This is a genomic window from Martinezella dioscoreae (assembly GCF_009176305.1).
In the GTDB taxonomy this organism is placed as follows: Bacteria; Pseudomonadota; Alphaproteobacteria; order Rhizobiales; family Rhizobiaceae; genus Rhizobium; species Rhizobium dioscoreae.
The window spans coordinates 135,948-157,524 of record NZ_BLAJ01000003.1; the positions used below are offsets into that span (position 1 = coordinate 135,948).

21 protein-coding genes are annotated in these 21,577 nt (G+C 60.6%); 18 read left to right on the plus strand and 3 right to left on the minus strand.

Annotated elements, in window-relative coordinates; genetic code table 11:
- The first annotated feature begins 60 nt into the window (after window positions 1–60).
- The 12 genes from radA (at window position 61) to rarD (ending at window position 12,041) form a co-directional block, all read left to right on the plus strand.
- Window positions 61–1,464, plus strand: a complete 1,404-nt coding sequence (radA, locus tag GDN47_RS12485; protein ID WP_113351685.1) for a DNA repair protein RadA — start codon at window positions 61–63, stop codon at window positions 1,462–1,464.
- Between the two features lie 92 nt (window positions 1,465–1,556).
- Window positions 1,557–2,177 (plus strand): CvpA family protein, encoded by a 621-nt coding sequence (locus GDN47_RS12490; RefSeq protein WP_069616173.1) that lies wholly within the window; start codon window positions 1,557–1,559, stop codon window positions 2,175–2,177.
- 164 nt (window positions 2,178–2,341) lie between these two features.
- Complete coding sequence (gene purF, locus GDN47_RS12495) at window positions 2,342–3,826, plus strand: amidophosphoribosyltransferase (RefSeq protein WP_113351684.1); 1,485 nt, start codon at window positions 2,342–2,344, stop codon at window positions 3,824–3,826.
- 69 nt (window positions 3,827–3,895) lie between these two features.
- Window positions 3,896–4,636 carry an SDR family NAD(P)-dependent oxidoreductase gene (locus GDN47_RS12500; RefSeq protein ID WP_113351683.1) on the plus strand — a complete coding sequence of 247 codons (741 nt, stop codon included), beginning with the start codon at window positions 3,896–3,898 and terminating at the stop codon, window positions 4,634–4,636.
- 221 nt (window positions 4,637–4,857) lie between these two features.
- Window positions 4,858–6,249 carry a cysteine--tRNA ligase gene (gene cysS / locus GDN47_RS12505; protein WP_152093482.1) on the plus strand — a complete coding sequence of 464 codons (1,392 nt, stop codon included), beginning with the start codon at window positions 4,858–4,860 and terminating at the stop codon, window positions 6,247–6,249.
- A gap of 212 nt (window positions 6,250–6,461) precedes the next feature.
- Window positions 6,462–6,830 carry an endonuclease domain-containing protein gene (locus GDN47_RS12510; protein WP_152093483.1) on the plus strand — a complete coding sequence of 123 codons (369 nt, stop codon included), beginning with the start codon at window positions 6,462–6,464 and terminating at the stop codon, window positions 6,828–6,830.
- Window positions 6,827–7,309 carry a GFA family protein gene (locus GDN47_RS12515; RefSeq protein WP_113329102.1) on the plus strand — a complete coding sequence of 161 codons (483 nt, stop codon included), beginning with the start codon at window positions 6,827–6,829 and terminating at the stop codon, window positions 7,307–7,309. The genes GDN47_RS12510 and GDN47_RS12515 overlap by 4 nt, the downstream gene beginning before the upstream one ends.
- Window positions 7,306–7,773: a GFA family protein gene (locus tag GDN47_RS12520; RefSeq protein WP_113329103.1), complete on the plus strand. Its 468-nt coding sequence runs from the start codon at window positions 7,306–7,308 to the stop codon at window positions 7,771–7,773. Before GDN47_RS12515 ends, GDN47_RS12520 begins: the two co-directional genes overlap by 4 nt.
- 16 nt (window positions 7,774–7,789) lie before the next feature.
- Window positions 7,790–8,266 carry a GFA family protein gene (locus tag GDN47_RS12525; protein WP_069616166.1) on the plus strand — a complete coding sequence of 159 codons (477 nt, stop codon included), beginning with the start codon at window positions 7,790–7,792 and terminating at the stop codon, window positions 8,264–8,266.
- Entirely contained in the window at window positions 8,263–9,222 is a 960-nt protein-coding gene (gene pip / locus GDN47_RS12530; RefSeq protein ID WP_152093484.1) for a prolyl aminopeptidase, read from the plus strand. Before GDN47_RS12525 ends, pip begins: the two co-directional genes overlap by 4 nt.
- 182 nt (window positions 9,223–9,404) lie before the next feature.
- Window positions 9,405–11,021, plus strand: a complete 1,617-nt coding sequence (cimA, locus tag GDN47_RS12535; RefSeq protein WP_152093485.1) for a citramalate synthase — start codon at window positions 9,405–9,407, stop codon at window positions 11,019–11,021.
- Window positions 11,022–11,129: 108 nt separating this feature from the next.
- The gene (gene rarD, locus GDN47_RS12540; RefSeq protein WP_113329106.1) at window positions 11,130–12,041 is read left to right on the plus strand and encodes an EamA family transporter RarD; all 912 of its coding nucleotides are present in this window, start codon (window positions 11,130–11,132) and stop codon (window positions 12,039–12,041) included.
- 126 nt (window positions 12,042–12,167) lie between these two features.
- Here rarD and GDN47_RS12545 read toward each other — a convergent pair whose 3' ends face one another.
- On the minus strand, window positions 12,168–12,791 hold the full coding sequence (locus GDN47_RS12545) for an LOG family protein (RefSeq protein WP_113329107.1): 624 nt from the start codon (window positions 12,789–12,791) through the stop codon (window positions 12,168–12,170).
- Between the two features lie 155 nt (window positions 12,792–12,946).
- Here GDN47_RS12545 and GDN47_RS12550 point away from each other — a divergent pair, with 155 nt between their 5' ends.
- From GDN47_RS12550 to GDN47_RS31985, 6 genes are all read left to right on the plus strand, one after another.
- Entirely contained in the window at window positions 12,947–14,998 is a 2,052-nt protein-coding gene (locus GDN47_RS12550; protein ID WP_113329144.1) for a LysM peptidoglycan-binding domain-containing protein, read from the plus strand.
- A 203-nt stretch (window positions 14,999–15,201) separates the two neighbouring features.
- Window positions 15,202–17,088 carry an ABCB family ABC transporter ATP-binding protein/permease gene (locus tag GDN47_RS12555; RefSeq protein ID WP_113351674.1) on the plus strand — a complete coding sequence of 629 codons (1,887 nt, stop codon included), beginning with the start codon at window positions 15,202–15,204 and terminating at the stop codon, window positions 17,086–17,088.
- A gap of 133 nt (window positions 17,089–17,221) precedes the next feature.
- Window positions 17,222–17,920, plus strand: a complete 699-nt coding sequence (locus tag GDN47_RS12560; RefSeq protein ID WP_152093486.1) for an acid phosphatase — start codon at window positions 17,222–17,224, stop codon at window positions 17,918–17,920.
- A gap of 306 nt (window positions 17,921–18,226) precedes the next feature.
- Window positions 18,227–18,925: a phosphatidylserine decarboxylase gene (locus GDN47_RS12565; RefSeq protein ID WP_113329110.1), complete on the plus strand. Its 699-nt coding sequence runs from the start codon at window positions 18,227–18,229 to the stop codon at window positions 18,923–18,925.
- Window positions 18,926–18,945: 20 nt separating this feature from the next.
- Window positions 18,946–19,806 carry a CDP-diacylglycerol--serine O-phosphatidyltransferase gene (gene pssA, locus GDN47_RS12570; RefSeq protein WP_015339321.1) on the plus strand — a complete coding sequence of 287 codons (861 nt, stop codon included), beginning with the start codon at window positions 18,946–18,948 and terminating at the stop codon, window positions 19,804–19,806.
- A gap of 327 nt (window positions 19,807–20,133) precedes the next feature.
- On the plus strand, window positions 20,134–20,274 hold the full coding sequence (locus GDN47_RS31985) for a hypothetical protein (RefSeq protein ID WP_015339320.1): 141 nt from the start codon (window positions 20,134–20,136) through the stop codon (window positions 20,272–20,274).
- Between the two features lie 76 nt (window positions 20,275–20,350).
- On the opposite strand, the gene GDN47_RS12575 is transcribed toward GDN47_RS31985, so the two are convergent.
- Together GDN47_RS12575 and GDN47_RS12580 are read right to left on the minus strand one after the other, a co-directional pair.
- Window positions 20,351–21,115 carry an SOS response-associated peptidase gene (locus GDN47_RS12575; protein WP_152093487.1) on the minus strand — a complete coding sequence of 255 codons (765 nt, stop codon included), beginning with the start codon at window positions 21,113–21,115 and terminating at the stop codon, window positions 20,351–20,353.
- Between the two features lie 43 nt (window positions 21,116–21,158).
- Window positions 21,159–21,479 (minus strand): YnfA family protein, encoded by a 321-nt coding sequence (locus tag GDN47_RS12580; RefSeq protein WP_069616157.1) that lies wholly within the window; start codon window positions 21,477–21,479, stop codon window positions 21,159–21,161.
- Between the last annotated feature and the right edge of the window lie 98 nt (window positions 21,480–21,577).

Consider the following 21,577-nt stretch of genomic DNA (forward strand, 5'->3'; position numbering starts at 1 on the left):
CTGACTGCCCAAGCGATTCGTCGCGAAAAGCGAAGCATTTGAACTTGAGAATAGCATCCTATGGCTAAGGCCCGCACACAATTCATCTGCCAGAACTGCGGCACGGTCCACAATCGCTGGGCCGGCAAGTGCGACAGTTGCGGCGCGTGGAATACCATCGTCGAGGAAGATCCGATGGGCGGAATCGGCGGCGGACCAACGAAGACGCCGCGAAAGGGCAAGCCGGTCACGCTGACCACGCTTTCGGGTGAAATCGAGGAAGCGCCGCGCATCCATACCGGCATATCCGAACTCGACCGCGCCACCGGCGGCGGTTTTGTGCGTGGCTCGGCCGTTCTCGTCGGCGGCGATCCTGGCATCGGCAAGTCGACGCTGCTGATGCAGGCGGCAGCGGCCCTCGCCCGGCAAGGACACAAGATCGTCTACGTCTCCGGCGAAGAGGCCGTGGCGCAGGTGCGCCTGCGCGCCCAACGGCTGAAGGCGGCCGATACCGAAGTGCTGCTCGCCGCCGAAACCAATGTCGAGGATATCCTGGCAACGCTGGCGGAAGGCAAGCGGCCGGATCTTGTCATCATTGATTCCATCCAGACGCTGTGGAGCGAGCTTGCCGAATCCGCACCCGGCACGGTAACGCAGGTGCGTACTGGCGTGCAGGCGATGATCCGCTTCGCCAAGCAGACGGGAACTGCCATGGTGCTGGTCGGCCATGTCACCAAGGACGGCCAGATCGCCGGGCCGCGCGTCGTCGAGCATATGGTCGATGCCGTTCTCTACTTCGAAGGCGATCGGGGCCATCATTACCGTATCCTGCGCACGGTGAAGAACCGCTTCGGTCCGACCGACGAGATCGGCGTATTCGAAATGTCCGACGCCGGGCTTCGCGATGTGCCCAACCCATCCGAACTTTTCCTTGGTGAACGCAACGAAAAGTCGCCAGGCGCGGCCGTCTTTGCCGGCATCGAAGGCACGCGTCCGGTGCTGGTGGAGGTGCAGGCGCTCGTCGCGCCGACATCGCTCGGCACGCCGCGCCGCGCCATCGTCGGCTGGGATTCGGCGCGCCTTTCCATGATTCTCGCCGTTCTGGAAGCGCATTGCGGCGTCAGGCTCGGTCAGCACGATGTTTACCTCAATATTGCCGGCGGCTACCGCATTTCCGAGCCGGCTGCGGACCTTGCGGTCGCTTCTGCACTGGTTTCCTCCCTGGCCGGTCTTGCTCTGCCCGCCGATTGCGTCTATTTCGGCGAAGTCAGCCTGTCGGGCGCCGTCCGGCCGGTTGCGCACACCGCCCAGCGCCTCAAGGAAGCCGAGAAGCTGGGATTTTCCGCGGCCGTTCTGCCTGCCGCTTCCGCCGATCTGCCAAAGGGCAATGGCGGACGCTGGAGCGAGATCGACAGCCTACCGGATCTGGTGGCGCGCATTGCCGGATCGAAAGGTGCGCTCAAGCGCGCGGAAGACGAAGACTGAGCCTTACTTCAGCCGTTCTTGGCGAAGAAGAGGCTCATGAATTGAGGCCGATGCCGACCATGAGGTCCGGCAAGTCTTGAAGTGGATTATAGATGCCCATTACGATTTTCGACGGTATTGTTATCGGCGTTCTTCTCTTCTCCGCCATTCTGGCCATGGTTCGCGGCTTCTCACGCGAAATTCTCTCGATCGTCAGCTGGGGCGGCTCCGCAGTCGCCGCATACTATCTCTATCCGCTGCTCGTTCCCTATGCTCTGCAATACAAGGCCGACACCAAGATCGCCACGATTGCGTCAGCCGCCGTCATCTTCCTGCTGGCGCTCATCATCATTTCCTTCATCACCATCCGGATTGCCGATTTCATCATCGACAGCCGCATCGGCGCGCTCGACCGCACGCTCGGCTTCCTCTTCGGCGCGGCACGCGGCCTGCTGCTGATGGTCGTCGTCGTTGCCTTCTGGAACTGGCTGGTGGCACCGGCCGCACGTCCGGACTGGGTCAATAACGCCAAGTCGAAGCCTTTCCTCGATTCGATGGTGGAGAAGCTGACTGCGGCGCTGCCCCAAGACATTCAGGCAAGGCTGCCGGCCGAAATCCTCAACAAGATCGCGCCAAACCAGCAGCAACAGCAGCAGCAGGGAAGCGGCGACAACGCCACGCCGAACGATACCGCGCCGTCGGATGACGCACCGGCGCCGCAGACAAACAATTGACGGTGCGTTTACAGGCTTGACCTGCCGCCCGAGAATCGCCATTTGAGCGGCGTGACAATAGAAGATCCGGCCCGATATTTTTTCCGGCCGGATTTTAAGTTATTTTAACGGTCACTCGTGACGCCGCCCCGATCCGCCCACGTTGAGAGCAAAGGCCCGCAGCCATGAACCATTCCGTTTCCTTCGAGGACGATATCGACGGCGACACGCTGCATGAAGAATGCGGCGTCTTCGGCATCCTGGGGCACCCGGATGCGGCAACACTGACGGCGCTCGGCCTGCACGCCTTGCAGCATCGCGGCCAGGAAGCGGCCGGCATCGTCTCCTTCGATGGTCAGCGCTTCCACTCGGAGCGGCGGATGGGTCTGGTCGGAGACCACTACACTGACCCGGCCACCCTCGCCCGCCTCCCCGGTGACCGCTCGATCGGTCATGTACGCTACTCCACCACCGGCGAGACCATCCTTCGCAATGTCCAGCCGCTGTTTGCCGAGCTGGAAGTCGGCGGCATCGCCATTGCCCATAACGGTAATTTCACCAATGGCCTGACCATGCGCCGTCAGCTGATTGCCGATGGTGCCATCTGTCAGTCGACCTCGGATACCGAAGTCGTGCTGCATCTCATCGCCCGCTCCAAGCATCCCTCCTCCTCAGATCGTTTCATCGATGCTATCAGGCAGATGGAAGGCGGCTATTCGATGCTCGCCATGACGCGCACCAAGCTGATCGCCGCCCGCGATCCGATTGGCATCCGGCCGCTGGTCATGGGCGAACTCGACGGCAAGCCCATCTTCTGCTCGGAGACCTGTGCTCTCGACATCATCGGCGCAAAATATGTCCGCGACGTTGAAAACGGCGAGGTCATCATCTGCGAGATCCAGCCTGATGGTTCGATCACCATCGACGCCCGCAAGCCGGAAGTTTCACAACCCGAGCGTCTCTGCCTGTTCGAATATGTCTATTTCGCCCGTCCCGATTCCGTCGTCGGCGGCCGCAACGTTTATGTCGCCCGCAAGAACATGGGCATCAACCTTGCCAAGGAAGCGCCTGTCGCGGCCGACGTGGTCGTGCCGGTGCCGGATGGAGGCACACCGGCCGCCATCGGCTATGCGCAGGCAAGCGGCATTCCCTTCGAGCTCGGCATCATCCGCAACCATTATGTCGGCCGCACCTTCATCGAGCCGACGCAGCAGATCCGCGCCTTCGGCGTCAAGCTCAAGCATTCCGCCAATCGCGAAATCATCGCCGGCAAGCGCGTGGTGCTCGTCGACGATTCCATCGTGCGCGGCACGACATCGGTGAAGATCGTGCAGATGATCCGCGATGCCGGCGCCAGCGAGGTGCATATCCGCGTCGCCAGCCCGATGATCTTCCATCCGGATTTCTACGGCATCGACACACCGGACGCCGACAAGCTGTTGGCAAACCAGTACACGAGCCTGAAGGCCATGTGCGAGTATATCGGCGCGGATTCGCTGGAGTTCCTGTCCATCGATGGCCTTTACCAGGCTGTCGGCGGCGAGCCGCGCAACAATGCGCAGCCGCAGTTCACCGACCATTACTTTACCGGTGACTATCCGACGCGTCTGCTCGACAAGGAAAGCACCAGCAACGTGCGCAAGCTCTCCGTCCTCGCGAGCAACGGCTGACAAGCCCAAGTAACGGCTGACAGGGGCGCCCTGCCCCTTTCTCTTTCCACGCATTCGGATCAAGGCAGCATGAGCGTCAATCTCAAGGACAAGATCGCCCTCGTCACCGGGGCATCGCGCGGTATCGGCTATTTCACGGCACTGGAGCTGGCCAAGGCCGGCGCGCATGTGATCGCCTGCGCCCGCACGGTCGGGGGCCTTGAGGAGCTTGACGATGCCATCAAGGCTGCCGGCGGCTCGGCGACCCTTGTGCCCTTCGATCTTGCCGACATGAATGCCATCGATGCGCTCGGCGCCTCCATCTACGAGCGCTGGGGCAAGCTCGACATCCTCATCGCCAATGCCGGCGTGCTTGGCGTGATCTCGCCGATCGGCCATGTCGAAGCCAAGGTGTTCGAAAAGGTGATGACGATCAATGTCACCGCCACTTGGCGGCTGATCCGCTCCGTCGAGCCGCTGCTGATGCGCGCCGAGGCGGGCCGCGCCGTTATCCTCTCTTCGGCCGCCGCCCATCGCTGCCGGCCATTCTGGGGTCCCTACTCCGCCTCCAAGGCCGCCGTCGAGGCGCTGGCCCGCACCTGGGCCGGGGAAACGCAGAGCACGCCGCTGCGCATCACCAGCGTCGATCCGGGCGCTACCCGCACCGCCATGCGCGCCCAGGCCATGCCCGGCGAAGATCCGGATACGCTGCCGCATCCGCGAGAGGTCGCTCAGGCGATCCTGCCTCTGGTCGGCCCCGACGTCACCGAAACCGGCAAGCTTTTCGTCGTGCGCGAGAACAGGCTCGTCGACTATCGAATGCCGGAATAAAAACGTCTCAGCCTTTACGTGAGACACCTTATCCCTACTTGACCAAATTCATCCGGCGCGCGATAAAGCCGCCCATGAAAACGGTTATCTGCATTATCTGCCGGAAGATTATTCGCTAGCGTTTCGCTGGCCTGGCCGTTTTCGTCTCCCAAAATCCAAGATGACAAACGTCCGGCCGGCCGGTGACGGTATTTTTTCGGATTATGCCTTGGGAGAGTGACATGGCCGCCGAGCCGCAATTGAAGTTCTACAACACGCTGACGCGCGAAAAGGCCGATTTTCAGCCGATCGACCGCAACAACGTCGGCATGTATGTCTGCGGCCCGACGGTCTATGACTTCGCCCATATCGGCAATGCCCGCCCGGCGATCGTTTTCGACGTACTGTTCCGACTGCTGCGGCATGTCTATGGCGAGAGCCGTGTCACCTACGTCCGCAACATCACCGACGTCGACGACAAGATCAACGCGCGCGCACTGCGCGACCATCCCGGCCTGCCGCTGAACGATGCGATCCGCCTGGTGACGGAGAAGACCGAACGGCAGTACCGCGAAGACACGACGGCGCTCGGCTGCCTGGAGCCATCGGTGCAACCGCGTGCGACCGACAATATCGCACAGATGATCGCGATCATCGAAACGCTGATCACCAAGGGCCATGCCTATCGGGCCGCCGGCGAAGTGCTGTTCGATACCAAGTCGATGGCCGATTATGGACAGCTTTCGAAGCGCAATCTCGACGAGCAGCAGGCCGGCGCCCGCGTCGCCGTCGACGAGCACAAGAAGAGCCCCGGCGATTTCGTTCTGTGGAAACTTTCGGACGAGAACGAACCCGGCTGGGAAAGCCCCTGGGGCCGCGGTCGTCCGGGCTGGCATATCGAATGCTCGGCCATGAGCGGACGCTATCTCGGTGATGTCTTTGACATTCACGGCGGCGGCCTGGACCTGATCTTCCCGCACCATGAAAACGAAATTGCCCAATCGCGTTGCGCGCATGGCACGCATGCCATGGCCAATGTCTGGATGCATAACGGCTTCGTGCAGGTCGAAGGCCGCAAGATGTCGAAATCGGAGGGCAACTTCGTCACCATCTACGAGCTGCTGCAGACGGAAAAGCTCGGCGGCCGGACCTGGCCGGGCGAGGTGCTGAGGCTTGCCATGCTGATGACGCATTATCGCGAGCCGATCGATTTCTCTGTGAAGCGTCTGGAAGAGGCCGAACGGCTAATTGCAAAATGGCCGGCTGTCGACCTGAGCGGGGCGGCTCCAGATGAAGCCGTGCTTGCCCCGCTCGGCGACGATCTGAACACCGTTGCTGCCATTCAGGCGCTCCATGCCCTAGCACAGGCCGCCAATGCCGACGCCAGCCTCCTGCCGGTGTTCGCGGCCAGCGCCGATCTTCTCGGCCTGCTGCCGAAGAAGGCGGAGATGGACGAAGCTGTGGTCGCGGAGATCGATACCAAGGTACGTCAGCGACTGGAGTTGTTGAAGGCAAAGAACTTCGCCGAAGCCGACAAGCTTCGCGAGGAGCTGACGGCCATGGGTATCCAGCTCAAGGATGGTAAGGATCCAACGACGGGCGAGCGTATCACGACTTGGGAGATCAAGCGGTGAGTCTGGTTACCCCCCTCTGTCACTTCGTGACATCTCCCCCACAAGGGGGGAGATTGGGGGAGTTTGCCGACCGCTCTAGTTCCAAGCTGCCTTCTATTTCCGCAGCAATACGTTTCCGCCTGCGCGGGAAAGAAGATGGAGGGCTAACAGCTCGCCGCGAACAATCTCCCCCCTTGTGGGGGAGATGTCACGAAGTGACAGAGGGGGGTACTTTGCCGCATACTCCAGTCCCGCCGAAAGCCCGAAGCAATGCACGCCGCATGCGCAAGGTCATGACGGATACGGAACTGCGTCTATGGAACGAATTGCGTGCCCATCGCCTCATGGGCCTCGGCTTCCGCCGCCAGTTGCCCATCGCTGGATATATTGTCGATTTCGCATGCCCTGCCGAAAGGCTGATTGTCGAAGTCGACGGCTCCCAGCACGGCAATGATCGTGATCAGACCTATGACCAGATTCGCACCCGCCGCCTCGAAGCCGATGGCTGGACTATCCTGCGCTTCTGGAATGACGATGTCCTGAAGGATATCGATAACATCTGCATGCATATCCTGATCGTCAGCGGAAAGGATAAGTTATGACCGTCTCGACCTACACCGGCGGCTGTCAGTGCGGCGCGGTTCGCTTCCGGGTGCGGGGCGGACTGAAGGATGCGTCGATCTGTCATTGCCGCATGTGTCAGAAGGCTTTCGGCGCCTACTACGCGCCGCTGGTCTCGACGCGTGGTGCCGAGCTCGCATGGACACGTGGCGAGCGGAAGCTGTTCCAATCGTCCAATTATGTGAAGCGCGGCTTCTGCGGGGATTGCGGAACGCCGCTGACCTATGAAGCGCCCGATGGCATTGCAATCGCGGCTGGTGCTTTCGATAACCCCTCGCAGCTGCCGCCTGTCGTCCAATATGGCACGGAAGCCAAGATCGGCTTCGTCGATCGGCTGCATCTGCTGCCCGGACACTCGACGGAGGAGGATGCCGCGCAGGCGCCCTTCGTATTGAACATCATATCCAACCAGCATCCCGATCACGATACGGCAACGTGGCCACCGGAGAGCAGCAAATGACAATGGCAGCGGGATATAGCGGCGGATGCCAATGTGGCGCGGTTCGTTATCGCACCGCCGGCGCGCTCGGCTATCCGCATCTTTGTCATTGCCGCATGTGCCAGAAAGCATCCGGCAATTATGCCCTGCCGCTGGGAAACGCCAAACGGGCCGATTTCGAGCTGACACGCGGCGAACCCTCATGGTTTCATTCGTCCGATCTCGTGCGCCGCGGCTTTTGCGGCACCTGCGGCACGCCCCTGTTCTATGATGTGCCCGGCACGGATTCCATCAATGTGACGCTTGGTTCACTGGATGAGCCAACGCTGGTCCAACCCGTCGCGCAATCGAACCGCGCGGCAAAGATGCCCTGGTTCCATGCACTCGATGCGCTGCCGATGGAACCGGACGAGGATAGCTCGGACCGTGCGATATCGATCAAGCTGTCCAATCATCAGCATCCTGATCACGATACCTCAAGCTGACCAGAGGAGAAGAGCCATGAGTGAAGCTACCAGAAGCGGAGGATGCCAATGCGGCGCGGTACGGTTTCGCATCCGCGGCCAGCTCGGCCGCCCCTCAATCTGCCATTGCCGCATGTGCCAGAAGCAGTTCGGCAATTTCTTCTCCGCGCTTGTTACCGCCCCTGAAGACGGCGTGGAATGGACGCGCGGCGAACCGAGCTATTTCCAGTCTTCCGTCAATATCGACCGCGGCTTCTGCAAGAACTGCGGCACGCCGTTGACCTACCGTCATCCGGGCGGCCTTGAAATCGCCATCGGCGCCTTCGACGAGCGCGACGATCTCGCCCCGCAGATCCAGGTCAACCATGCCTATCGACTGCCTTGGGTAGAGACGATTTTCGAAAAGCCCATTCATCAGGATCCAGATTTCTATTCGCGGCAGGAGCAGATCATTTCCTTCCAGCATCCCGATCATGACACTGATGTCTGGCCGGCCGAGGGGCTGAAAATATGACCGAAGTCCTGCGCACATTCTATCCGGAGATCGAACCTTACGCCTCCGGCCATCTCGATGTCGGCGACGGTCATGTGATCTATTGGGAACGGGTGGGAACGCCCGGTGCCAAGCCCGCCGTCTTCCTGCATGGCGGACCCGGCGGCGGCATTTCGCCCAGCCATCGCCGCGTGTTCGATCCGGCGCTTTACGACGTGACCCTATTCGACCAGCGCGGCTGCGGGCGCTCGACGCCGCATGCCGGCCTTGAAGCCAATACGACCTGGCATCTGGTCGACGATATCGAGCGGCTGCGCAAAATGGCCGGCGTCGAGAAATGGCTTGTTTTCGGCGGCTCCTGGGGCTCGACGCTGGCGCTCGCCTACTCCGAAACACATCCGGATCGGGTTTCCGAACTGGTCGTGCGCGGCATCTATACGCTGACGAGAGCCGAACTCGACTGGTATTATCAGTTCGGCGTCTCCGAAATGTTCCCTGACAAATGGGAGCGCTTCATCGCCCCTATCCCACCGGAAGAGCGCCATGAGATGATGGCCGCCTACCATCGGCTGCTGACGCATCCCGATAAGGCTGCCCGCCTGGAAGCCGCGAAGGCATGGTCGATCTGGGAAGGCGAGACGATCACGCTCCTGCCGGAGCCGGCCGTCAGCGCCCAGTTCGAAGATGCGGAATATGCGCATGCCTTTGCCCGCATCGAGAATCATTTCTTCGTCAATGCCGGCTGGCTCGAGGAAGGCCAGCTGCTGCGCGACGCCTACAAGTTAAAAGACATTCCCGGCGTCATCGTCCATGGGCGCTACGACATGCCCTGTCCGGCGCGATATGCCTGGGCGCTGCACAAGGCTTGGCCGAAAGCGGAATTTCACCTGGTCGAGGGTGCCGGCCATGCTTCGTCGGAGCCTGGCATTCTCGATCAGCTAATCCGCGCGACGGACAGGTTTGCCGGGAAAGTGTAATGCCGAATAAGGCCACTCACCCTAGCCCTCTCCCCGCATGCGGGGAGAGGGAACAAGCTCACAAGCCCCTTCGCCCCGTGTAAACGGGGAGAAGGTGGACTCGAACGGTTTCGCAAAGCGAAACCGAGAGAGGACGGGTGAGGGGCATCCCACTATCAAACCGGTTCGCCGGAGGAAACAGTATGACACGCGAAAAAATCTATCTCTTCGACACGACGCTCCGCGATGGCCAGCAGACGCCTGGCATCGATTTTTCCGTCGAGGATAAGATTGCCATTGCGACCATGCTGGATGAGTTCGGCCTGGATTATGTCGAAGGCGGTTACCCCGGCGCCAACCCGACCGATACGGCCTTCTTCAACGAGAAGCGCACGACATCGGCCTCCTTCGTCGCCTTCGGCATGACGAAGCGCGCCGGCATCTCCGCCTCCAACGATCCGGGCCTTGCAAGCCTGCTGCAGGCAAAGGCCGACGCCATCTGCTTTGTCGCCAAGAGTTGGGACTATCACGTCAAGGTGGCGCTCGGCTGCACCAACGAGGAAAATCTCGAAAGTATCGCCGAAAGCGTCAAGGCTGCCGTCGGCGCCGGCAAGGAAGCCCTGGTCGATTGCGAGCACTTCTTCGACGGCTACAAGGCCAATCCGACCTATGCGCTTGCTTGCGCCAAGACGGCCTATGATGCCGGAGCGCGCTGGGTCGTGCTCTGTGACACCAACGGCGGCGCGCAGCCGCCGGAGATTCGCGCCATCGTCGAGGCCGTCATCGCCTGCGGCGTTCCCGGGCACTGTCTCGGCATCCATGCCCATAACGACACCGGCCAGGCGGTCGCCAATTCGCTCGCGGCGGTCGAGGCCGGCGTGCGGCAGATCCAGGGCACGCTGAACGGCATCGGCGAGCGTTGCGGCAATGCCAACCTGATCACACTGATCGCGACCCTGGCGCTGAAAAGAGCTTATAGCGAACGCTTCGAAACGACGATCGACGCCGAGCGGCTGGTGGGCTTGACCGGCCTTTCGCATGCCTTCGACGAGCTTCTGAACCGCTCACCCGACCATCAGGCGCCCTATGTCGGTGCCTCCGCCTTTGCCACCAAGGCTGGTATCCACGCCTCGGCGCTGCTGAAGGACCCGCGCACCTACGAACATGTGCCGCCGGAAAGCGTCGGCAACTTCCGCAAGGTCATGGTCTCCGACCAGGGCGGCAAGTCGAACTTCATCAATGCGCTGAAGCGGCGCGGCATCGAGGTCGGCAAGGACGATCCGAAGCTCGACCAGCTGATCCACATCGTCAAGGAACGCGAAGCGACAGGCTATGCTTACGAAGGCGCGGATGCGAGCTTCGAACTTTTGGCGCGCCGCACGCTCGGTACCATCCCGGAATTCTTTGCGATCGATGGTTTCCGCGTCATGGTGGAACGCCGCTTCGATTCCCACGGCCGGGTGAAAATCGTCTCGGAAGCCGTCGTCAAGATCATCATCGATGGCGAAACCATCATGTCGGTTGCCGAGGGAGACGGCCCGGTCAACGCACTCGACCTGGCGCTGCGCAAGAATTTCGGCGAATACCAGCACGAGATAGACGATCTGGAACTGGCCGACTTCAAGGTGCGTATCCTCAATGGCGGCACGGAGGCCATCACCCGAGTCCTAATCGAATCCACGGATAGTGACGGCGTACGCTGGTGGACAGTCGGCGTCTCCGAAAACATCATCGACGCGTCGTTCCAGGCTCTGATGGATTCCGTCATCTACAAGCTGATGAAAAACCGGCATATGGCAGGCAAGATTGCGGCGGAGTAATCCGCCGCCCATCAAAAAGCTTGACGATGCCGTCAATGAAATGAATTAGCCATGCCGCATGCATTGGAGTAATCCCGTCTCAAATGACAGAGAATGACGGGAAAATTCATGGCCACTGACGCGGTCAAACCTGAAATCAAGAACAACGACGCTATCCGCGGCTTCGGCTTTGCGATGACGGCCTATCTCTTCTGGGGCGTTCTGCCACTCTATATGAAGGCGCTGGCGCATATCCCGGCTTTCGAGGTCATCGCCCATCGCATCGTCTGGTCAGTTCCCGTCGCCGGCATCGTGCTGCTGGCGCTCGGTCGCCTGGGCGACGTGAAGGCGGCGTTTCGCAACCCGCGGACAATCGCCATGGCATCGCTGACGGCAGCGCTTGTCACCATCAACTGGGGAACCTATGTCTGGGCCATCGGCGCCGGCCATTCGCTCGATGCGGCCCTCGGTTACTTCATCAATCCGCTGTTCAGCATCGCGCTCGGCGCCATCCTACTCAAGGAAAAGCTGACGCCGACGCAGATCGTCGCGATCTGCCTTGCAGCCGCCGCCGTCATCATTTTGACGGTGAAAGCCGGCACCCTGCCCTGGGTCGCGTTGTCGCTGACCTTCTCCTGGGGCTTCTATGCCTTTTTCCGCAAAACCCTGCCTGTTGGAGCCAACCAGGGCTTTTTCATCGAGGTGCTACTGCTCTGCATCCCGGCAGCATTTTACATCCTCTATCTGGAAGCGCGCGGCGAAGGCCACTTTTACCAGACCGGCCTTTCGGATACCGGGCTCCTGCTCGGCTGCGGGCTCGTGACGGCGCTGCCGTTGATGATCTTCGCCAATGGTGCGAAGCTTTTGAGGATGTCGACCATCGGCATCATGCAATACATCGTTCCCACAATGGTCTTCCTGATCGCCGTTTTCCTGTTCAAGGAACCCTTCGGCACGACGCAGCTCGTTGCATTCTCGCTGATATGGGCCGGTCTCGTGCTCTACAGCTGGTCGATGCTGCGTCAGAGCAGAGGAGCATAACCAGGCGATATGGTTAGCAAATCGCTATTTGTGGCGGTTTGGCTTTCAAGAAAGCCGTGAACCGCCTCGTCCCTTGTCATCACGCAGCCCTAAGCGAAAACCGCTGCTCGTTTGCCGGAACAGCTTTTAGAGCTTGGAAATCACGGCCTCTTCTCCGCCGCGGTCGCCGCGCGTCTCTGCGGCATGCTTGCGGATCGCCGGAATGATATCGGCCACCTTGTCGATCACAAGCGGCTGGACACGATGGGCGGTATGGATGAAGCCCTCGTCCCGCATATGACGGACGATTTCCATCATCGAATCCCAAAAGCCGTTGATATTGGCAAAAACCATCGGCTTTTCGTGACGGCCCAGCTGGCCCCAGGTCATGATCTCGACGATCTCCTCCAGGGTGCCTATACCGCCCGGCAAGGCCACGAAAGCGTCGGCGCGCTCGAACATGCCATGTTTGCGCGTATGCATGTCCGGCGTTATGATGAGTTCGTCGAGCTGACCGAGCGAGTGGCGCGTCGCTTCCATATCGACCAGAAATTCCGGAATGATGCCGGTGACCTGACCGCCGTGCGACAGCACGCCGCTTGCGACAGCGCCCATGATGCCCTTCGTTCCGCCGCCATAGATCAGGCGCAGGCCGTTTTCGGCAATGCTTTTGCCGAGTTCGCGGCCAGCGGCCATGTAGGAAGGATCGCGTCCCGGCTGTGAGCCACAATAGACGCAAATGGTTCGAATTGGCGCGGAATCGTCGGTCATGGATGCAAAGAACTATGCTGCAGGTGCGCAGTCAAGATTTTTCAAAGGAAAACTTGTGCCGGGACATGCGAAAATGGCTGAGAAAGCTTGTAAAAGCAGGCGAAATCGCTAGCAATTTCAGGAGTTGCGATGACTTCGCCGCGTGGAGATGAATGATGATGAAGAACCGTGCCGGTTGGCTGGCTCTGTTGGTGTTGGCAATTGCGACCTTGTTGATGGTCTTCTTCGTGATGCCGCGCATCAACGGTGACAAGACCCCGATCGGCAACGTGGTCAATCAAGCCAGCAACGCGGTGAAAAATACGATCGACCAAAACGCGCAGAAGGCGGGCGAGGCCGCCGAGAACGCAACCAAGGCCACGCAGAATGCCGTGTCGACCGCCGTCAATACGGCAGACCTCGCGAAAAAGCTGACCGACCTGACGGGCGCGGCAACTGCTTCGCTGGCCGATTTGAAGGCGCTCTTCAAGGATGGCAATGCACCGGCCCAGGATGCCTTCACGGCTGCGAAGACAAAGGCGATTACTGCCCTGCAATCGATCGTCGGCTTCGCGCTTCCCGAAGGGATCGACGCAACGACAACGGGACTCGTTAAGAAAGCGCAGGACAGTGCAGGTAAGGCGCTCACCATCATCCAGTCTCTTCCCGAGAATGCTGCCGAAGCCAGTGCGGCGATCGACAAGGCTCTTGCAACGCTGACAGGGCAACAGGCGCCCGGGACCAACTCGGCTGCCAATCCTCGCGTACCATCATTCGATGTATTGCGCGTCGAACCGGATGGCTCCACTGTTATCGCAGGCTCAGCCGAGCCGAATGCCAAGCTGGAGATCGTCGACGGCGAAAAGGTCGTCACGACGACCAATGTCGGCCCGAGCGGCGACTTTGCCGCCGTACTCGACAATCCGCTGCCGCCTGGAGACCACGAATTGGTGCTGCGCGCCACCGGCAAGGACGGCAAGGCTGTCAGTTCCGAGGAAATCGCAACCGTCTCCGTGCCGAAGGACAATTCCACCCAGGTCCTCGCGATGGTGTCGAAGCCAGGCGCAGCAAGTCGCATCATCACTGCGCCTTCCGCCAAGCAGGGCCGCGTGACCGCCGGCGAACAGGACGCGTCCGCAGCCGGCACTCAGGCCAAAACGACCACGACAGATGCCAAGCCGCAACAGGATGGTACGGCGGTCGCATCCGCCAATCCTGCGGCAGGCACGGCAACACCGCCAGCAGCGAAGGTAGAGGCGAATCCAGACGTCATGGTCAATGCGGTGGAGATCGAAAACGATCATATCTTCGTTGCCGGCACCACGAAGCCGAATGCCAAGGTCCGCGCCTATGCCGACGACAAGCTCATCGGCGAGAACGTCGCGGGTGCGGACGGTCACTTTGTCGTGGACGGACCCATGCCTCTTGCCGTCGGTGATCACAAGATCCGCGTCGACGTACTCGATGGCGCCGGCAAAGTCGTCGTGCGGACCAGCGTCAACTTCACGCGCCCCGAGGGCAATCAGGTGACGGTCGCGGCGCAGACACCCGCCGCCGCAAATGGTCAAGGGCAGACGGCCACGGCAAACATGGTGCCGCTCGACGAGGGCGAGCTTGCCAAGCTCAAGGAAGGCGCGGGCAAGGCTTTTGCGCTGCTCAAGGGCCTCTTTACCGACGGCAAGCAGCCTAATACGGAGCAGCTCGCAGCCGCCCGCTCCGGCACGGAAATCGCGCTCAAGTCGCTGTCTGAATTCCGGCCGACCATCAACGCCAGTGCTGCGTTGAAGAAGGCTGCTGCCGACGCTTCGAGCGCGGCCTCCAAGGCGCTTGCCACCTTGCTGGCTTTGCCGAAAGATCCGAAATCGGTCGGCGCGGCGCTGCCTGGGCTCGAACAGATGATCGCTGTTATCACGCAGCCTGCTCAGACGGCACCGGCGCAGCCGAACACAGAGGTCTCATCCAACGACAGTGGCCCGAAGACGCTCGAACAGGCACCGCTGTCGCAGGACACCAATGCCGTCATCATCCGTCGCGGCGATACGCTGTGGCAGATATCGCGCCGCATCTACGGTGCGGGCGTGCGCTACACGACGATCTATCTGGCCAACGAGGACAAGATCAACAATCCGGACCGCATCCTGCCGGGTCAGGTCTTCGGTCTGCCGAAGGATGCATTGCCGAATGCCGAGGAGCTTCACCGCAAGCGGCTTTCGGGCGAGCACCTCTAGCGCAACGACCGCCCATCGTGAACATTGGCAGCGGCCAGGCTCATCCACGCCTGGCCGCTGCTTTTATACCGCATGAAAATAGTATAAGCGTCGCCCGACCCCATAGCCTTCCCACAACGGCCATGTCTTGGCCATGAAGGCTTGCCAGTCGGCTGTGCAAACGCTGCCACATCCGGCTGCCCAATCATTCGCCGGAGACGGACATGGCAGGCCAGAAGAAAACCATATCGGCGGATTCCAGCAATCCATTGAACACGATCGTCAATCTCTGGCCCTATATGTGGCCGAGCGGGCGCATGGATCTGAAAATGCGGGTGGTCTGGGCAACCGTCTTCCTGCTGGTCTCGAAATTTTTCCTGCTGCTGGTCCCCTACTTCTTCAAATGGTCCGTCGATGCGCTGAACGGCAAGCTCGACATGCAAGGCATTCTGCCTGCTTTCCTGGTCGGCGCCATCGCTTTGATCATCGCCACGAACGCGACGCGTCTGATCCAGCTCGGCCTCAACCAGCTGCGCGATGCCCTGTTTGCGAGCGTCGGCCAATATGCGGTGCGCCAGCTCGCCTACAGAACCTTCGTGCACATGCACGAGCTCTCGCTGCGTTTCCATCTGGAGCGCAAGACCGGAGGCCTCTCGCGCATCATCGAGCGCGGCACCAAGGGCATCGAAACGATCGTCCGCTTCACGATCCTCAACACGTTTCCGACCTTCATCGAATTCCTGCTAACCGCCATCATCTTCTGGCGCGGCTATGGCTTTTCCTATCTCGCGGTCACGGCCGTCACGGTCTGGCTCTACATCTGGTTCACGGTTAAGGCGAGCGACTGGCGCATCTCCATCCGCCGGACAATGAACAACAGCGACACCGACGCCAACACCAAGGCGATCGATTCGTTGCTGAACTTCGAGACGGTCAAATATTTCGGCAACGAGGAGATGGAAGCCAAACGCTTCGATCAATCGATGGAGCGATATGAAAAGGCAGCCACCAGCGTCTGGACGTCGCTCGGCTGGCTTAACTTCGGCCAAGGCTTGATCTTCGGCCTTGGCACGACGGTGATGATGGTCATGTCGGGCTGGTCCGTCTTGAACGGCCATCACACGGTCGGCGACTTCGTGTTCATCAACGCCATGCTGCTGCAGCTCTCCGTACCGCTCAACTTCATCGGCTTCGTCTATCGCGAAATACGTCAGGGCCTGACCGATATCGAGGAGATGTTCGACCTGCTCGAGGTCAAGCCCGAGGTGGTCGATGCGCCTGACGCCAAGGAGCTCGTCATCGGTAATGGCGCAATCGCATTCAAGGACGTGCATTTCGCCTATGATCCGGCGCGGCCGATCCTGAAGGGCATCTCCTTTGAGGTGCCGGCTGGCAAGACGGTTGCCGTGGTCGGGCCTTCGGGCGCCGGTAAATCGACGCTGTCGCGCTTGCTCTATCGTTTCTACGACGTGCAGGACGGCACGATCACCATCGACGGCCAGGATCTGCGAACCGTCACGCAGAAAAGCCTGCGCAAGGTCATCGGCATGGTGCCGCAGGATACCGTGCTCTTCAACGATACCATCGCCTACAACATCCGCTATGGCCGTCCGAGCGCCAGCGAAGGGGAAGTTACCGCGGCCGCGGAGATCGCGCAGATCGGCGAGTTCATCCGCAATCTGCCGGAAGGCTTCGAGACCAAGGTCGGCGAGCGTGGCCTCAAATTGTCTGGCGGCGAGAAGCAGCGTGTGGCGATCGCGCGCACCATTCTCAAGGCGCCGCCGGTCCTGATCCTCGACGAGGCGACCTCGGCACTCGACACGACGACCGAGCGCGAAATACAGGCTGCCCTCGATGTCGTTTCGAAGAACCGTACAACTTTGGTCATCGCGCATCGCCTGTCGACCGTCATCGGAGCAGATGAGATCATCGTGCTGAAAAGCGGCGTGATCGCCGAGCGCGGCACGCATGCCGAGCTTCTGGCGCGGAACGGGCTTTATGCGTCCATGTGGAGCCGCCAGCGCGAGGCAACGCAGGCGGAGGAGCATCTGAAACAGGTACGCGAAAACGACGATCTCGGCGTTGTCGACCGACTGGCGCCGGCAAGCTGAGAAAACCCGTAGAAGCATGGAATTCCGCCGCCCATGACAGCATCGGGTGCGCAGCGGTTATGCACCGAGTGTTGTCACGAGACTGAGATGACAGCTTGCTAGGTACGAGGGTCTTTTCAACGGAGCCCCTCAAATGCGTAGTTTTGCCAAAGCTTTCAGCCTGTTGCTCATCGTCGGCCTCGCCTCGCCGGTTTTCGCCGAAGATGCCAAGCCTTTCACCGATGCCAAGGAGATCAACCTCCTCGATCTGCTGCCGCCTCCGCCCGCCAATGATTCCACACAGATGAAGGCTGAGCTCGGCGAAATCCTGACGATCCAGGTGACCCGCACGCCGGAAATGGCGGCTCGCGCCGTGGCCGATGCCGAAGAGAACGTCTGGCGCTTCTCCGACGTCATCGACAATCCGAAATTCACCAAGGAAAACCTGCCGAAGTTTTCGGCCTTCTTCGATCGCGTCGTCGAGACCGAAGGCGCCGTCGTCGATCCCGCCAAGGATGTCTGGAAGCGTCCGCGTCCGCATCTCTACAGCGACCTCGTCAAGCCGATCGTGCCGCTCTCCAAGTCCGGCTCCTATCCGTCCGGCCACACCACGGTCGGCACGCTGATGGGCATTGTGCTTGCCAACATGGTGCCGGAAAAGCGCGCCGCCATCATGGCTCGCGCCTGGGAATACGGCCATAACCGTATCGTCGGCGGCATCCACTATGCTTCCGATATCGAAGCCGGCCGCATTGCAGGCACCGTCATCGCCGAAACCATCATGATGCATGAGGACTACAAGACCGAGTATGAGGGCGCCAAGGCTGAACTGCGCGCCGCTCTCGGCCTCTGATTTCCGATCGGCCGACGCGGGACACAGGAGGCCGCCGCCATCGGCGGCCTTTTCATTGCGTCCCGCACGGGTTTCCACAGGCTGCACTTTTCAAGTCACGGGAACGTTGGCATCTTGCTCGACGCGGATTGCGTTGAGGACGAGCGCGCGAAAGCATTGCCCATGACAGAGTTTGCCTGTAGTCACGCTCGACTGGTATTCAGAGCAAGACCGCTTATCTTGTTCTCATTCTTTTGACTGGCATGATCTTGCCGAAGAACCGGAGCCCGGTTCCTGGTGAGCATGCCCTAACGGAGTAGGCCATAGATGAGCTTGATGAACAGCGTACGCAACGTCATCGTTCCCATACACAAGGAGGGCTATCCCTTCGTTGCAGGCTTCTTCGTCGCGTCGCTGGTGCTCGGTTGGATCTTCAAGCCGCTCTTCTGGATCGGCCTGATCCTGACGCTGTGGTGCGCCTATTTCTTCCGCGATCCCGAACGTATGACGCCTCAGGACGATGATCTGGCGATATCGCCTGCCGACGGCAAAGTTTCGAGCGTGCAGATGGTGACGCCGCCGGCCGAGCTCAATCTCGGCAGCCAGCCGATGCTGCGTATCTCGATCTTCATGAATGTCTTCGATTGCCATGTGAACCGTTCGCCGATGCGCGGTCGCATCACCAACGTCGCCTATCGCCAGGGCAGCTTCCTCAATGCCGAACTCGACAAGGCCAGCGAACAGAATGAACGCAACGGCCTCGTGATCGAAACGAAGCATGGCGAAATCGGCGTCGTGCAGATTGCCGGCCTCGTTGCCCGCCGCATTCTTTGCTTCGTCCATCCGAACGAGCCGCTGGATGCCGGCGAACGCATCGGCCTCATCCGCTTCGGCTCGCGCCTCGATGTCTTCCTGCCGGAAGGCGCTGCGCCGCGCGTTGCCGTCGGTCAGCGGGCGATCGCCGGCGAAACCGTCATTGCCGAATTCGGCTCGGCCAAGGGCGCAACCCTTAGCCGCCGCAGCTGAAGTGTAGGAACACGAGCGAGATGAAGACGCCTTTTCCGCCTTTCGAGCCGCACGGGCCCAATGACGAAGCGCGTGGACCGCGTCTCCGGGAAATTCCGTTGCGACTGATCGTGCCGAACATGATCACCGTGCTGGCGATCTGCTCGGGCCTGACAGGCATTCGCCTCGCTTTCGAAAACCGTTACGAGCTCGCCGTCGTGGCGGTGCTGGTCGCCGCCTTCCTCGACGGCATCGACGGGCGCGTCGCGCGGCTGATGAAGGCCACCTCGAAATTCGGCGCGCAGATGGATTCGCTCGCCGACATCGTCAATTTCGGCGTTGCGCCGGCCCTTGTCGTCTACGTGTTCCTGCTCGACCAAGCCCGCTCGCTCGGCTGGATCGCGGCGCTGATCTATACGATCGCCGCCGGACTGCGGCTCGCCCGCTTCAATGTCATGGCTGAACGCGAGCATAAAGCCTCGTGGCAATCCGAATATTTTGTCGGCGTACCGGCGCCTGCCGGCGCCATGCTGGTGCTGCTGCCTGTTTATCTCGGCTTTCTCGGCCTTACGCCGGACCGCACCTTCGCCTTATGGGGCGCAGCCTACACGGTTCTCATCGGCTTCCTGCTGGTCAGCCGTCTGCCCGTATGGTCCGGCAAATCGGAAGGCAACGGCGTAAGGCGCGATCTGGTGCTGCCGATCATGCTCGGCCTCGTCGTCTATGTCGCGCTGCTGATGAGCTATACGTGGCATGTCATGGTCGTGACCGTCGTCATCTATTTGCTGTCCCTACCCTTCGGCGCACGCTCCTGGGCAAAGAAATACGGCACCTACACCATCAATGGCCCCGCCGATCCCAATGTCGACGATTCCAACGACGACATCGGCCGACATATCTAGCGCCGGCATATCAAACCGCTGCACAACAGTCCTCTGGCGGCATCGCCGGGCTGCAACCGCTAGTCTGTAAGTCTCCCTTATCAATCAGAGACATGACGGTCGCTCATCGGCGCAACGGAAGGCCAGCTCGGCGCGACATTTCCGCAGATTCAAACATTGCGGCAGTGCGGATTCTACACGAGGTTTCGGCGCTAATCTCTCGAAATATGGTCGTTGTTTACAAAAGCTGATTGGAAAACGCCTTCGATTTGTCATGATTTACGACAAAAAGCACTACTCGACTGTGAATCGAAAAATGCTCCGTGGGAGCATGGTGAGGAGTGAAACATGACGCAGAAAAAGGACCAGCCGGCACAACCGCAGGCAAAGATCGATCCCAGCAAGCATTATCGTCCGCTGGGGCTGAAAGCCGTTCTTGCAGCCCATCTGATGCTGAAGACAAAGCCTCTCAAGAAGAAGATCGCCTGAGAATATAGTTCTGCCCACCGCCGACCAATGCCGGCAGGCAGCATTTCCGCTCACTGGCCGCTAAAATGGCGGCCGCTCAGAGAAGGCTTAGTTGGCCATCGTCCGGATCCGTTTTCTTCGGCGGTTTCCTGACCGGATCGAGCACCACAGGTGTCTGCACATCCGGCCCCATATTGGCAACTTTGTTGACGCGATCCGAAACCGGGATCGCCTCGAAAAAATCTTCCTGGACCGGCTTCATCAGACCAAGCACCTCGCGAGGCTCCTGCGTCTTGCAATCGAGCCAGCGGGCGAAATCCTCCGGCTTGATGACGACGGGCATGCGGTCATGGATGGATCGAATGGCGCTGTTTGCCGCCGTCGTCAGGATCGCACCCGTATCAACTTCCGAACCGTCGGCCGACGACCAGGTTTCCATCAGCCCGGCAAAAGCGATGACGCCGCCGCTACGGGGGCGGATCCAGTAGGCTTGCGGCTTCTCGCCGCTTTCCTTCGGCGGCCGATTCCATTCGTAGAAGCCGGATGCCGGGATGAGGATGCGGCGATGGCGCATGGCCGCGCGGAAGGAGGCCTTGGCTATTGCCGTTTCCGCCCGCGCATTGATCAGAAGCGGGAAATCCTTGGGGTCCTTCACCCAGTCGGGCATAAAGCCCCAGCGCACGAGCAAGGCGCGACGATCCGGCAGATTGCTTCCCGGTCGCTGCCGATCGCCCGATATCACGACAAGGATCGGCTGCGTCGGCGCGATATTGTAGCGCGCGGGAAAAGCCTCGTTCAGCAGGACGCCGAGCGCTTCCCCCACGTGATCTGCCGTCGATGTCAAAGCGAAACGTCCGCACATCAGGCCTGTGTTGCACCCGAAAAGCGGCTGGTCAAGCCTAACGTCAGCCGCGCGGACCGAGCAGAATGACCGCCGCCCCGACGAGGCAGATGACGGCGCCCGAAATATCCCATCGGTCCGGTAGCCGCCCTTCGGCGAACCAGAGCCAGAGAATGGAGGCAACAATATAGACGCCGCCATAGGCAGCAAAAGTGCGGCCGGCCGCCTCGCTCGGCACCAGCGCCAGCAGCCATGCAAAGAGCACTAGCGAGACAAGGCCGGGTGCAAGCCACCAGACGGGCTTCGACAGACGCAGCCACGCCCAGAAGGCAAAGCAGCCCGCAATTTCGGCAAGAGCCGCCAAAGCATATAGCCCGTAAATCATTCCCGATCGTCCCCGTATTCGGCGCATTCAGAATCGCGGCTTCCGCCGGCAGCGAGTTAAGGGGCTTTCCCATGGGACAGCAAGCGCCGTTTCCTGTA